This is a genomic window from Frondihabitans peucedani (assembly GCF_039537585.1).
Lineage (GTDB): Bacteria > Actinomycetota > Actinomycetes > Actinomycetales > Microbacteriaceae > Frondihabitans > Frondihabitans peucedani.
On record NZ_BAABAU010000012.1, the window covers coordinates 1 to 12,412 of the forward strand.

The window sequence follows — 12,412 nt, forward strand, 5'->3', positions numbered from 1 at the left end:
CGCCGTTGTGCTCGGCGTCGCGCTCGAAGAGGCTGTACTCGGACTGGATCGCCGTGATCGGGAACGTCGCGTGCGCCCGGCGCAGGGTCTCGGCTGACGTCTCGGAGACGCCGATGTAGCGGGCCTTACCGGCGGTCACAGCTTCAGCCATCGCGCCGACGGTGTCCTCGATCGGGACGTTCGGGTCCGCCCGGTGGAGGTACCAGAGGTCGACGTGGTCGGTGCCGAGGTGCCTGAGGGACCGGTCGATGGCCCGTCGTGCATGCTCTGGGGAGCCGTCGAGACCGATCGGCTGGCCGTCGTCGGTGAAGTCGGTGGCGAACTTAGACGCGACGACGACGCTGTCTCGATCGGAGCCGAGCACCTGGCCGAGGAGCTTCTCGTTCTCGAACGGTGTATAAGCCTCCGATGAATGACGTGCGACCATCCTTCCGTGAGAACCGAAATCCTCACAGCGCAGGAGTCAACCAAACCGACAGCAGTCCCCATCGATAGTTCTGGGACACGTGGGATGCCTAAAGGGCAAGCCGATCGGCTACGTATGGGTCGACTGAGCAGCGGACTATGGATCGGCAGGAAGCGGACCTATTCGCTGCTGGCGTTCGAAGAGATGATCCCTACGTCGATCACGGGGTGTGGGGTGCTCGAGCGTCCCCGGTCGGGCTTTCATGGGGCTCTCGAAGCCATTCGTGACGGTGACACACTCGTCGTCACGTCATTGGAGCGGTTGGGCCGGTTGACGCAGAACATGCTCGAATTCGCAGGGGAGACTGTGGCTGCGGTCGGAGGGGCTGCAGGTGTTGAACTTTGGGGGAGGGGATGTGGATACGACGAACCCCGCAGGGTCGATGGCCTCCAGGGTGATCTCAGCCTTGGCGCAGATGGAGCGCCACATCAAGAGGGAGCGAACGGCTGACTCGGTCAGCAAGCGTCGACAGGTGGATGCGGATCTTGGTCGCCATCCACGAAGGATTTCCGACGGGCAGATCCGCAATGCTGCGCGACTCATGAAGGGGAGAGGCCGCGGCGGGGTTTTGTGTGATCTCGGGTCACCCCGGTCGACGTTCTACCGCCGCGCACGAGCTCTCGAGGATTGATCGCCCGTGTCGTGCTGCCGAGGTCTCACCAGGTCAGGACTAACCTGCCGCGGGTGCCCCCTGCCTCGAGCCGGCGGTGCGCGTCAGCGGACGTCCCCGGCTCCGCCGCAGGCAGCACTTCGGAGACCCGCGGTGTGAGCACGCCGTCCTCGACGGCCTGCCGCAGCCGGTCGAGCTTGGTGTGGGAGTGGTACTCGTCGAACACCATCACCTGTTCGAACCGGACGCCCGGGGTCCCGTCGCCCTGCCAGCCGCGCACGGCGAGGAACACCCCGCCCTCTCGGAGCAGTGGGACGGCCTGCTCGTGGAGCAGTGCTGTGTCAGCGATCGCGTCGACCCCGTGCGGGGCGATCGCCTGCACAGCAGCCACGAACTCATCGCCTCGCGGCACGATGTGGTCCGCGCCGAGCGACTCGACGAGCGCGCGGTCCTTGTCGGCGGCATCTGCGATGACGACGATGCCCTCCTGTTCCGCCAGCTGCACCAGGTAGTTCCCGAGGAGTCCCGGGGCACCCGTCACGAGGAGCGTCTGCCCGGCCGCCAGACCCGCCTTCTCCAGGATCTGCACCGCCGTGAGGCCGTTCATCGGGATCGTGCTGGCCTCCTCGAAAGACGTGCCTGCCGGAATCCGGGCGATGGAGTCCACGGGTGCCACGAGCTCCTGGACATACGCCCCGCCGTGACCCCGGAGCGGGAGAGCGATGGCCATGACCTCGTCGCCCTCTTTCCACTCCGTCACCCCTTCGCCGACCTCGTCGACGACGCCCGCGGCGTCCATGCCCGGCACGTACGGCGGTTCGCCAGCCTGGCTGAGATCGCGTCCGCCAGCACGGACACCGGTGTCCGTGGGGCTGACCGCGAACGCCTTCACCTCGATGCGAACCTCGCCCGGACCCGCGTGCGGCTCCTCGACCTCGTGGATGGCGAGGGCGTCGGGCCCTCCGAACTTCGTGACTCCGATGACCTTCATGCCTTCTCTTTTACGCTCGCCAGCTGGCCGTCCGGCCGTTCGTTCTGCCCGGCGAGATGAGGGCGAACACGACGCACGGCTGACCGCGTCGCGTCAGGAGCGCGAGCCCGTCCTCATGCTGTACGTTTCTTGCAGAGGGAAAAATCCCGCCCGGCCTCGGTCGGCGGAAATGCGCACGCGGTCTCATGGGAGTCGCCACTTCTTCCTCGAAGGAGTGCGCCTGTGTCGATGCAATCAAGAACCTCATCCCGCGTCACCGCTCCACCGGAGCGGTTGCGTGATGCGTGGGTCGCCCTGGCCGGGCTGTCGGCCGTGTTCCTGTTCGAGATGCTCGACAACTCGATCCTGAACGTCGCCCTTCCCACCATCGGCCGCGACCTGGGAGCGGCGACCGCAGCCCTGCAATGGGTGTCGGGAGCGTACTCGGCAGCCTTCGGCGGTCTGATGCTCCTTTTCGGAGCGGTGGCCGATCGCTTCGGCCGACGCCGGGTCATGCTCACCGGTCTCGTCCTCCTCGCCGCAGCCAGCATCCTGACCGTGTTCGTCACGTCGACGGAACAGCTCATCGTCGTCCGGGCGCTCATGGGAGTCGCTGCGGCGATGACGACGCCGGGAACGATGGCGCTGGCGTTCCGCTTGTTCGCGGGGCAGGATCTCCGCGTGCGGGCGCTGACCGTGATCTCCACTGCGGGGCTCGTCGGTCTGGCCATCGCACCGACTGTCGGCGGGTTCGTGCTCGCGGTCGCCCCCTGGCAGGTGCTCCTGCTGGCCACGGCTCCCATCGCAGCCCTCGCCTTCGTCGGCATCCGTGTCGGTGTCAGCACCGATCAGAAGGCCGACCTGCACCGTGATCCGATCGACGTCGTCGGCGCGGTCCTGGGCAGCGTGACCGTCGTCGGCATCCTGGTCACACCCACGCTCTTCGTCACCCACGCCGGTGCAGGGCTGTCCTGGGGTTCAGTCTCTGTCACAGCCCTCTCGATCGCCGCCTTCGTGATCCGGGAGCGGTCGGCCCGCTCTCCCCTCCTCGACCTGCATCTCATCGCCACACCCCTGGTCTCGAGTGGCCTGGCCTACAAAGCAGCCGCGGGTCTCGCCATGGCGGGCCTGTCGTACCTGGTCACTCTGCAGCTGCAGCTCGCGTGGGGGTGGTCGCCGGCTCTCGCCGCCGTCGGCACCCTGCCCCAGGTCGTCGTCCTCCTCGCGAGCGGACGGCTCGTCGGACCGTTCGTGACCCGGGTGGGCCTCGGCCGCGCCGCGTGGATGAGCGCCGCCTCCGTGGTCGCCGGTCTCGCCGTGTTCGCGAGCCTCGCCCGGTTCGGATACGTCTGGGTCGCCCTCGCGCTCGTCCTCGTGGCTGCAGGGATGCGGGTCGTCGGCGTCGTCGCCGGCAACAACGTCCTTCGGGGCCTGCCCGAGAACCGCACCTCGATCGGTGCAGCCCTCATCGACACGGCGAGCGAGATCGCGACCGCGGTCGGCATCACCGCCACCGGCACCCTCCTCGCCGCCCTCGTGACCGGCAGCATCACGAGCGGGTCGTGGACACCGACGCGTGTCGACACGTTCGAGACCGCCCTCACCGTCGCCGGCCTGACGATCACCGCCCTCGCCGCAGCCCTCGTCGCGCTCGGCATCATCCGTGCCCGCCGCACCACCACCACCACCCCGGAGCCCACCCATGTCTGACCGCAGCGTCCGCCCCCCGTTCGACCCCGAACTCCAGACGTTCCTCACCGCCCTCGAGGCTCGAGGGCCCTTCACCCTGTCGAACGAGATGCTGCCTCGCATGCGCCGACTCGACACGACCGAAGAAGAACTCGACGCACAGCTCCGCACCCGGGGCTACGAACGCCGAAGCGTCACCGTTCCCGGGCACCTGGGCGACCCCATTCAGCTGGCCGTCATCCAGCGCATCGGCCGCACCGGTTCGACCGCCGCCGTCTACACGATCCACGGTGGCGGGATGATGTTCGGTCACCACCTCGGCAACCTCGACTCGTACGACGACTGGCTCCTCGACCACGACGTCGTCCTCCTCAGCATCGACTACCGCCTGGCCCCTGAATTTCCCAACCCGTATCCCGTCGAGGACTGCTACGCCGGTCTGGTCTGGGTCGCCGCCCACGCCGACGAGCTCGGCATCGACCCCGACCGGATCGTGATCGCCGGTCAGAGCGCCGGCGGCGGGCTCGCCACCGGCACGGCCCTCCTCGCCCGCGACCGGAAGGGCCCGGACCTGCTGGCGCAGATCCTCGTCTCGCCCATGCTCGACGACCGCGACAACACGGTGTCGACGCTCCAGATCGACGGTGTCGGGGTCGCTGACCGGCAGATGACCCGCTTCGGCTGGGACGCCTACCTCGGCGCTCGCCGCGCCACCGACGACGTCTCCGTCTACGCCGCACCCGCCCGCGCCGGAGACCTCCAGGGTCTGCCTCGGACCTACATCGACTGCGGAAGCACCGAGGTGTTCCGCGACGAGACGGTCGCCTATGCCAGTGCCCTCTGGGCCGCAGGAGTCGACGCCGAACTGCACGTCTGGCCAGGCGCCTTCCACGGATTCACCAGCATGATGCCCCAGGCCGTCCTCTCGAAGACCGCGACCAGAGCCCTGGGGGATTGGACGCGACGGACTCTGGGAGCGCCCGCCCCGGGCGCGGTGCCATCGAATCCTCCTGCGGACCGTCGGGCAGGGAAGCGCCACGAGTGACGTCCCGGCGGCGTCAGGGCTCGTTCGCCTCGATCTCGGAGTCGAGCGTGTGGATGGCGGACGTCATGCCGCCGAGGGCCTTGAGCTCGTGACTCAGTTCGGTGAGTTCATCGCCTCCGGCCATCTGGCGGGTCAGTTCGTCGAGTTCGACTTCATCTCGCCGCTTGTCGAGCACGGTCTGGCCGAGCTTCAGGATCGTGAAGTGATTGCCGACCATGTAGGCGTGGTGCGGGTTGTGCGTGATGAAGACGACGCCGAGCCCCGCATCACGAGCGGCCGCGGTGTACTTCAGGACGACGCCCGACTGCTTCACACCGAGAGCGGCCGTGGGCTCGTCCAGAATGAGGACCTTGGCACCGAAGTAGACGGCGCGCGCAATGGCCACGCACTGTCGTTGACCACCGGAGAGTGTGCCGATGGGCTGGTCGATGTCCTTCACGACGACACCCATCTTCCTCAGTTCCTGATCCGCGATCTCCTTCATCTCCCGGATGCGGAGGCCGGAGAACGGGATCCTGCTGCCGACGAGTTCGGCTCCGAGGAAGAAGTTGCGCCAGGTCTCCATCAGCCCCACGACGGCGAGGTCCTGATACACGGTCGCGATCCCGGCAGCGAGGGCCTCGCGGGGGGAAGAGAACGTGGTCTCCTTGCCCGAGATCAACATCGTGCCCTCGTTGTGATCGTGAAGGCCCGCCATGATCTTGATCAGGGTCGATTTGCCGGCACCGTTGTCGCCGAGGACGCACGTCACTTCTCCGGCGCGCACGGTCAGGCTGATGCCCTTGATCGCGCGAATCGCTCCGTAGGACTTTCCGACGTCGATCATCTCGATGAGCGGAACACCCGTCGCGACTCTCGATGCCGACTCGACTGTCTCTGTCATGGGCTAACCCACCTTCCTTGCCGTGGAGAGTCGTTTGATGTACAGGTTCATGAGGACAGCGAGGACGAGCATCACACCGAGGAACGTCCGGAACCAGTTCGGGTCCCAGCCCGCGAAGACGATTCCGAGTGAGGTCATCCCGAAGATGAAGGCACCGATGGCGACGCCGAGAGCGTTGCCGTAGCCCCCCGTCATCAACGTGCCGCCCACGACGGCCGCGATGATGTAGAGGAACTCGTTGCCGACCCCGTTTCCGGCCTGCAGCGTGTTGAAGCGGTAGAGGCTGTGCATTCCGACGAACCAGGCCAGGAACGACACGGTCATGAAGAGCCCGATCTTCACCCGTCGGACGGGGACGCCTACGGCACGAGCAGACGCCGCGTTGCCTCCCACCGCGTAGATCCAGTTCCCCACCTTGGTCCGGTGGAGGATCCAACCGGAGATCGCCACGAAGACGATCCAGAAGATGACGGTGTTCCACACGGTCACGCCTCCGACGACGAAGGATCCCGCGAAGAAGGACGAGATCGGGGAGAAGCCCCCCATCTTCGAGATGTCAGGACTGGAGACGGCGCCGGAGACCAGCTTCGTCACACCCAGGTTGGCTCCCTGAAGGACGAAGAACGACCCCAGAGTGATCAAGAAGCTGGGGATGCCCGTCCGCATGACGAGGTATCCGTTCAGGAAACCGATCGCGAGGCAGAAGACCAGCGACACGAGAGCGCCGACGATGAGATTGACGCCGAGATAGTAGCTGAAGAGAGCGTTCACGAGTCCTGCCGTCGTGACCATGACGCCGGCCGAGAGGTCGAACTCGCCGCCGATCATGAGCATGCCGACGGCCACCGCGACGATCCCGATCGTGGACGACTGATACAGGACCGTGAAGATCGAATCGGGCGATCGAAAGGACGGTGCGATCACGAAGAAGAACAGCAGGATGATGACGGCGGCGACTGCCGCCGCGAAGTCGGGTCGGCGCAGCAGTCGATTCGACCACGTGAGCGAGACCCGGTTGGATGCGTCCGAGGTCGTGACCGCCGGGGCCGCACTCGTTTCTTGACTCATGAATCTGTCCTTCGATCTGGAAACGGAAGGGGCGGCTCGTGAAGTGAGCCGCCCGTCGGATCAACGAGTGTTGTTCTTGGCGAAGGGAAGGATCTTCGCGATGTTCGACTTGTCGACGAAGGACGGCCCGGTCAGCACCGGGCCGCCGCCGCCGATGTCGTTGCCGTTCTTGAGGTAGAGGTAGAGCGCCGTGACGGCCATGTAGCCCTGGACGTACGGCTGCTGGTCGACGGAGAACTCGATCTTGCCGTCCTTGATGGCCTGAGCCGCATCGACGTTGAGGTCGAAGGTCACGAGCTTGGCCTTGCTGTTCGCTGCGGACATCGACTTCAGTGCGTCCATGGCGATGGGTGCGCCGAGCGTCACGATCGCGTCGATCGAGGGGTCCTGAGTCAGTTTGGCCTGGATGCTGGACACCACGGCGGAGTCGTCCGTCCCGTTCACCTGCATGTTCTCGGTGCCCGGGTTCTTCGCCTTGACACCGGCGCAACGGGCCTCGAGGGCCACTGAACCAGCCGCCTGGATGACGCACAGGGGGTGTTTGACGCCCTGCGAGGTGAGGCGCTCGCCGACGGTCTGCCCCGCGAGGGTCTCGTCCGAGCCGAAGTACTCGAGGGCTCCGAGTTTCTTGTAGGCGTCGATGCCCGAGTTGAAGCCGACGAGGGGGATGCCGGCATCCGTGGCAGCCTTCACGGAGCCTGCCAGTGCATCGGGGGTGACCAGGGTGGTCGCGATGCCGTCGACCTTCGAGTCGACCGCAGTCTGAATGAGCTGAGCCTGCTTGTCCGCCTGCGGGTCGGCCGAGTAGTTGAGCTTGATGCACTCGTTCTTCGCGGCTGCCTGCGCTCCGGCGCGGATCTTGTCCCAGAACGTGTCGCCCGGCGCCTCGTGGGTGATCATCGCGATCGTGTAGGTGTTGCTCTTGCAGTCGGCGCTGGAAGCGGACTTCGTGCTCTGCGCACCCCCGGAGCTGCATGCCGAGAGTGTCAGGCCGAGCGTGGCGACGGATGCTCCGACGAGGAGCAGCCGCCGTCGTGACGTGAGATTCATGAGTATTCCTTTTCCTCTAGGTGAAGGCGATCCGGATTCGTCTCGCTCGCTCAGAGCCTTCGGGGAAAGGAGAGTCAGTCCCGGGGGCTGGCTGTCTTTCTCGTCGGCATCGTTGCCTGGTGCTCAGACTGACTCGTCAGCCTTGTTCTGTCAATAGAATGTCTAGACATACGCCGTCCTCGAGTCCTCCTGGGAGTATGAAGACGGAGGAGTGTCAGTACACGACGGTCTCGGTCCGACCGCTCCCGAGCGAGGCCGTCGCGGCCTCGGCGATGGCCTGGGCTCTGAGGCCGTCCCGCAGGGGAGCGGGCGAGGGGGTCCGTGTCTCGAGCGCGGTCACGAACGCAGCGAGGGCGGCCGCATAGGTGGGGCGCACGCGTTCGAACCAGCCGGCGTAGAGCCCGGTGCTCACGATCCCGGTGCTGCTGTACTGCGAGACGTTCCCGGGGGACTGTCGGCGAGACTCGACGAGCCCGGAGGATCCCATCACCTCGATCCTCTCGTCGTATCCGTACCCGGTCCGTCGGACGCTGTCGATCTGGACGAGAGCTCCCGAGGGCAGCGTGAGCGTGGCCACGGAGGTGTCCACGTCGCCGAACCCGGTGAGAGCAGGATCGACCAGGACCGATCCTGTGGCGGCGACCGAGACGGGATCCTGGCCCGCTATCCAGCGGCACAGGTCGAAGAAGTGGACCGTCTGGTCGCGCAGCTGCCCGCCTGACACCCGCAGGTAGTCGACAGGGGGAAGGGACGGCCCCCGCGAGCTCATCTGAACGAGCTCGATCGCGCCGATGCCGCCCTCGTCGATGATGCGCTTCAGGTGCGCGTGGTCGCGATCGAACCGGCGGTTGAAATCGACCATGGCGACGATCCCCGACGCCTCTACGTACTCCACCACCTCAGTCGCCTCGGCCAGGGTGGGCGCGAGGGGCTTCTCGCACAGTACGGCGAGACCTGCGTCGGCTGCCCTCCGCAGGTGTGCGGCATGCGTGTCGGTCGAGGATGCGACGAAGACCGCGTCCACCTCCGAGGGGTCGAATGCGTCGGACTCGTCGTCAGTCGGGCGACCGCCGAAGCGGCCGGTCAGCGCCCTCGCGCGGGAGAGGTCGACGTCGTAGACGACGACGAGGTCGACCGAGGGATTCGCGGCGAGATTCTCGGCGTGGACGGCCCCGATGAAGCCGGCGCCGATCAGTGCGAAGCGCTGCATCAGCCCACCAGCGTCGCGAGGAGAGTGTGCATCGCCGTCGCCATCGCCAGCGGATCCTGCTCGTTGGCCCGGGTCGAGAACATCTCGGACACCCACCAGCCGTCGTAGCCGGTCGTCTTGATCGCGTCGACCCACTGCTGCAGGGGAATCGCTCCTCCGCCGATGACGACGTCCCGGTGTCGGGTCTGGTCGGGGACGTCGTTCTGGCGATCCAGATCGAGGCCGTCCGAGAGGTGCACAGCCTTGATGAGCTCCGCGGGAAGGGCGCGGACCTCGTCGAGCGTGTCGCCCGTGGTCCAGAAATGCCAGGTGTCGAGGGCGATCCCGACGTTGTCCCGACCCGCCTCCTCGATGAGCTGGAGGGCGTGACGGCAGCGGTTGAGGTGCGCCCAGGCGAGCGGTTCGAGGTAGATGTCGAGCCCGTAGCCGGAGGCGATGTCTGCGGCGTCCCGGACGTTGGCGCCGGCGACGCGGACGGCTGCGCGCTCGTCCAGGCCGAGAGTCGCCCGATACCGGCCGTCGTCGTCGGTCAGGCGTCCGGCGCGGAAGTCGACGACGACCTCGCGGTCGAGCGGCCCCGTGCAGAGCTGGACGACAGGTGCTCCCACGACGACCGCGATCTCGCACATCCGGCGCACCTCCGCCAGGAAGACGGACCGCCCTGCATCCTGACGCTCGATGTCGAGCACGGCGCCGAGGCCCGACACCTCGAGACCGTCGAGCAGGCCGGGGAGCGTCTGCATGTCGTAGCCGGCGTCGAGGTAGCGGTACAGCTTGGGGGATTGCAGTTCGACCGCTCCGAAACCGGCGGCTCGCGCATGCTGGATGTCCGTCACGACGTTCCCGTGGAAGGTCGTCGTGACGTTCATCGAGATCTTGGGCTTCGAGAGGGCCATCGGCTTCCACTTCATCGTGTTGTGCGATTGTCCCGACATGTCTGGACCGGTCCAAGATAGCGCAGAAGCGAGACAGCGCAAGCCCTAATCTGAAGACATGGACGAGGAGCGCGGTGGCCGACGCCAGGATCGGGCCCCGACCATCCGCGACGTCGCACGCAGTGCGGACGTCTCGAAGTCGCTCGTCTCCCTCGTGCTCCGCGGAGACCCCGGGGTCAGCCCAGAGCGGAGATCCGCCGTTCACCAGGCGATGAACGAGCTCGGCTACGAGCCGAACCGCGTGGCTCGCGCGCTGGCGGGCAACGGGACAGGCGCCGTCGGCATCCTGATCAACGACATCCGCAATCCCTGGTACGTCGACCTCCTGGACGGACTGAGCACGGCATTCGAGCCGGCGGGGGTGGCACCCCTGCTCGTCGATTCGGCCAGCAACCAGAGAGTCGGGAGGTCGTCCGTCCAGATCCTCTCGCGGCAGCGCGTCGACGGCATCGTCGCTCTCGGCACCTCCGACGAGGTCGTCGATCTCGCAGCTCTCCGCGGACGCACGCCGGTGGTCCTCGCCGGCACGTACGACCCGGAAGAGCTCGGAGCGGATGTCGTCGCCAACGACGACGTCGCAGGGGCCCGTCTCGCCACGGAGCACCTCATCACCCTCGGGCATAGACGGATCCTGTGTCTTCGCGGCCCACAGCGGGTGGGTGCCCTCCGCGAAGAGGGCTACCGGCGTGCGATGGTCGAGGCGGGGCTCGGTGCCGAGGTCGAGGTCGTAGACGCCGGGATGACGGAGGAGTCGGGATACGCGGCCACTCTGCGGGTCCTCCGGATGCGCACCGCTCCGACGGCCCTGATCGCGTACAACGACCTTCTCGCACTCGGCGCTCTGGCCGCCGCGGCCGATCTCGGGTTGTCCGTGCCTGGTGACGTGTCTCTGGTCGGCTATGACGACACCTACCTCGCGGGCATCCGGCGGGTGTCGCTGACCACGATCCAGAACGGGAGCTTTCAGATCGGGAGGAAGGCTGCGGAGTTCCTGCTGGAACGCATCGACGGCTACGCGGGGCCGGGGCGGCTCCACGAGGTGCCGACGGTTCTCGAGGTCCGGCAGACGACCGGCCCTGCACCGGCCCGACCCGCGGCCGACTGACCGGGGGCGGCAGTTCGCTCTCCGGCTGCACCAGTCCGGTCACGCCTTCCGAGAATGACCTGTCGCGGAGGACTGTCTCCGCGCAGAGACACGAAGGGCCCCGACGACACTCGCCGGGGCCCCTCGTCGCATCGCGAGCTACTTGATGGCGGCGCGGAGCTCCGCGGCGGCGGCAGCGACGTCGGGGGCGCCGTAGATGGCAGCGCCCGCGACCGCGACCGTGGCGCCGGAGTCCTGCACGGAGCCGATGGTGTCGACCTTCACGCCGCCGGCGACGGAGAACGGCACGCCGGAGGTCTTGCCGTCATCGAGCAGGGTGCCGAAGGTGAAGCCCTCTTCTGCCTGCTCGTCGAGACCCGCGTGCATCTCGACGAACTCGGCGCCGAGCGCGACGACCTCCTTGGCACGGGTCGACTTGTCGGCGACGCCGATGAGGTCGACGACGATGCCCTTGCCGTGCTTCTTCGCGGCCTTGACGGCCCCGACGATGGTGCTGTCGCCGGCGACGCCGAGAACGGTCACGAGGTCGGCGCCCGCCTCGAAGGCGATGTCGGCCTCGAGCTCGCCGGCGTCCATGGTCTTGAGGTCGGCGAAGACGATCTTGTCGGGGTGCGCCTTCTTGATGGCGGTGATCGCCGAGAGGCCCTCGGCCTTGATCAGCGGGGTGCCGAGCTCGATGATGTCGACGCTGGGCGCCGCGGCGGCGGCGAGCTCGAGAGCCTTCTCGGTGGTCAGGGTGTCCATGGCGAACTGCAGTTTCATGATGTTCCTTCTGTTGGGTGGAGAGGTCGAGGTGGTGATCCGGCAGCGCTATTCGATGTTCGCGTGCCGCGGCCACATGTCGTCTGCGCTCTGGCCCGATCGCTTCCAGAGGCTGTGGAACACGGCGTCGCCGACGAGGGCGACCGCCTGCTCGAAGAGGCTGCCCGCATACTGCTCGCTGGCTGATCCCGAGCGGTCGAGCTTCGCGGCCGCAGGGATGACGACCACCACGTCGGCGAGGGCCGCCAGGGTCGACTCCCGAGCGGTCGTCAGCGCGGCGATCCGAGCACCCGCCTTGCCGGCGGCTTCGGCTGCCGCGACGATCCCCGCCGTCGTGCCGGAGCCGCTGGCGACGAGCAGGATGTCGCCCGTCTCGATCGCGGGCGTCGTCGTCTCTCCGACGACGTGGACGGTCAGGCCGAGGTGCATGAGCCGCATCGCCGTCATCCGGAGCGCGATGCCGGAGCGTCCGGCGCCGTGGACGAAGACTCGGTCGGCGTCCGTCACAGCCTGGGCGAGCTCCTCGAGCTCGGCCGACTCGAGGCGACCGAGGACGGCCTCGAGCTCGCCGACGATCAGGTGGAGGGCGCTCTGGGCGCGCGTCGGTTCATCACTCACC

14 protein-coding genes are annotated in these 12,412 nt (G+C 67.2%); 5 read left to right on the forward strand and 9 right to left on the reverse strand.

The window, feature by feature from the left end; all coding sequences use genetic code 11:
* A partial coding sequence (locus tag ABD733_RS17300; protein ID WP_344798541.1) for an aldo/keto reductase occupies positions 1–427 on the reverse strand: 427 nt, incomplete at its 3' end.
* Positions 428–610: 183 nt separating this feature from the next.
* Between ABD733_RS17300 and ABD733_RS17305 the strand changes: the two genes are divergently transcribed.
* Positions 611–916, forward strand: a complete 306-nt coding sequence (locus ABD733_RS17305) for a recombinase family protein (RefSeq protein ID WP_344798642.1) — start codon at positions 611–613, stop codon at positions 914–916.
* Positions 822–1,097 carry a recombinase family protein gene (locus ABD733_RS17310; protein WP_486320558.1) on the forward strand — a complete coding sequence of 92 codons (276 nt, stop codon included), beginning with the start codon at positions 822–824 and terminating at the stop codon, positions 1,095–1,097. Before ABD733_RS17305 ends, ABD733_RS17310 begins: the two co-directional genes overlap by 95 nt.
* 25 nt (positions 1,098–1,122) lie before the next feature.
* Here the strand turns inward: ABD733_RS17310 and ABD733_RS17315 are convergent, their stop codons facing one another.
* On the reverse strand, positions 1,123–2,067 hold the full coding sequence (locus ABD733_RS17315; protein ID WP_344798545.1) for an NADP-dependent oxidoreductase: 945 nt from the start codon (positions 2,065–2,067) through the stop codon (positions 1,123–1,125).
* A 273-nt stretch (positions 2,068–2,340) separates the two neighbouring features.
* On the opposite strand from ABD733_RS17315, the gene ABD733_RS17320 reads away from it, so the two are divergent.
* Both ABD733_RS17320 and ABD733_RS17325 read left to right on the forward strand, forming a co-directional pair.
* The gene (locus ABD733_RS17320) at positions 2,341–3,756 is read left to right on the forward strand and encodes an MFS transporter (RefSeq protein WP_344798547.1); all 1,416 of its coding nucleotides are present in this window, start codon (positions 2,341–2,343) and stop codon (positions 3,754–3,756) included.
* The gene (locus tag ABD733_RS17325) at positions 3,749–4,780 is read left to right on the forward strand and encodes an alpha/beta hydrolase (RefSeq protein ID WP_344798549.1); all 1,032 of its coding nucleotides are present in this window, start codon (positions 3,749–3,751) and stop codon (positions 4,778–4,780) included. Before ABD733_RS17320 ends, ABD733_RS17325 begins: the two co-directional genes overlap by 8 nt.
* 13 nt (positions 4,781–4,793) lie before the next feature.
* Here ABD733_RS17325 and ABD733_RS17330 read toward each other — a convergent pair whose 3' ends face one another.
* The 5 genes from ABD733_RS17330 to ABD733_RS17350 form a co-directional block, all read right to left on the reverse strand.
* On the reverse strand, positions 4,794–5,663 hold the full coding sequence (locus ABD733_RS17330) for an ATP-binding cassette domain-containing protein (protein WP_344798551.1): 870 nt from the start codon (positions 5,661–5,663) through the stop codon (positions 4,794–4,796).
* Positions 5,664–5,666: 3 nt separating this feature from the next.
* The gene (locus ABD733_RS17335; protein ID WP_344798553.1) at positions 5,667–6,731 is read right to left on the reverse strand and encodes an ABC transporter permease; all 1,065 of its coding nucleotides are present in this window, start codon (positions 6,729–6,731) and stop codon (positions 5,667–5,669) included.
* Positions 6,732–6,791: 60 nt separating this feature from the next.
* Entirely contained in the window at positions 6,792–7,781 is a 990-nt protein-coding gene (locus ABD733_RS17340; RefSeq protein WP_344798555.1) for a sugar ABC transporter substrate-binding protein, read from the reverse strand.
* A 214-nt stretch (positions 7,782–7,995) separates the two neighbouring features.
* Entirely contained in the window at positions 7,996–8,991 is a 996-nt protein-coding gene (locus ABD733_RS17345; protein ID WP_344798557.1) for a Gfo/Idh/MocA family oxidoreductase, read from the reverse strand.
* A complete protein-coding gene (locus ABD733_RS17350; RefSeq protein ID WP_344798559.1) occupies positions 8,991–9,926 on the reverse strand; it encodes a sugar phosphate isomerase/epimerase family protein in 936 nt (311 codons plus the stop codon). The genes ABD733_RS17345 and ABD733_RS17350 overlap by 1 nt, the downstream gene beginning before the upstream one ends.
* 58 nt (positions 9,927–9,984) lie before the next feature.
* Here ABD733_RS17350 and ABD733_RS17355 point away from each other — a divergent pair, with 58 nt between their 5' ends.
* On the forward strand, positions 9,985–11,031 hold the full coding sequence (locus ABD733_RS17355) for a LacI family DNA-binding transcriptional regulator (protein ID WP_344798561.1): 1,047 nt from the start codon (positions 9,985–9,987) through the stop codon (positions 11,029–11,031).
* Positions 11,032–11,169: 138 nt separating this feature from the next.
* Here the strand turns inward: ABD733_RS17355 and hxlA are convergent, their stop codons facing one another.
* Both hxlA and hxlB read right to left on the reverse strand, forming a co-directional pair.
* Complete coding sequence (gene hxlA, locus ABD733_RS17360) at positions 11,170–11,793, reverse strand: 3-hexulose-6-phosphate synthase (RefSeq protein WP_344798563.1); 624 nt, start codon at positions 11,791–11,793, stop codon at positions 11,170–11,172.
* 48 nt (positions 11,794–11,841) lie between these two features.
* The gene (gene hxlB / locus ABD733_RS17365) at positions 11,842–12,411 is read right to left on the reverse strand and encodes a 6-phospho-3-hexuloisomerase (protein WP_425552946.1); all 570 of its coding nucleotides are present in this window, start codon (positions 12,409–12,411) and stop codon (positions 11,842–11,844) included.
* Position 12,412: the final 1 nt, after the last annotated feature.

Coding starts and splice junctions, on each gene's coding strand:
- ABD733_RS17305 (WP_344798642.1), top strand. CDS start 611: ATGATCCCTACGTCGATCACGGGGTGTGGGGTGCTCGAGCGTCCCCGG.
- ABD733_RS17315 (WP_344798545.1), bottom strand. CDS start 2,067: ATGAAGGTCATCGGAGTCACGAAGTTCGGAGGGCCCGACGCCCTCGCC.
- ABD733_RS17325 (WP_344798549.1), top strand. CDS start 3,749: ATGTCTGACCGCAGCGTCCGCCCCCCGTTCGACCCCGAACTCCAGACG.
- ABD733_RS17330 (WP_344798551.1), bottom strand. CDS start 5,663: ATGACAGAGACAGTCGAGTCGGCATCGAGAGTCGCGACGGGTGTTCCG.
- ABD733_RS17335 (WP_344798553.1), bottom strand. CDS start 6,731: ATGAGTCAAGAAACGAGTGCGGCCCCGGCGGTCACGACCTCGGACGCA.
- ABD733_RS17340 (WP_344798555.1), bottom strand. CDS start 7,781: ATGAATCTCACGTCACGACGGCGGCTGCTCCTCGTCGGAGCATCCGTC.
- ABD733_RS17345 (WP_344798557.1), bottom strand. CDS start 8,991: ATGCAGCGCTTCGCACTGATCGGCGCCGGCTTCATCGGGGCCGTCCAC.
- ABD733_RS17350 (WP_344798559.1), bottom strand. CDS start 9,926: ATGTCGGGACAATCGCACAACACGATGAAGTGGAAGCCGATGGCCCTC.
- ABD733_RS17355 (WP_344798561.1), top strand. CDS start 9,985: ATGGACGAGGAGCGCGGTGGCCGACGCCAGGATCGGGCCCCGACCATC.
- hxlA (WP_344798563.1), bottom strand. CDS start 11,793: ATGAAACTGCAGTTCGCCATGGACACCCTGACCACCGAGAAGGCTCTC.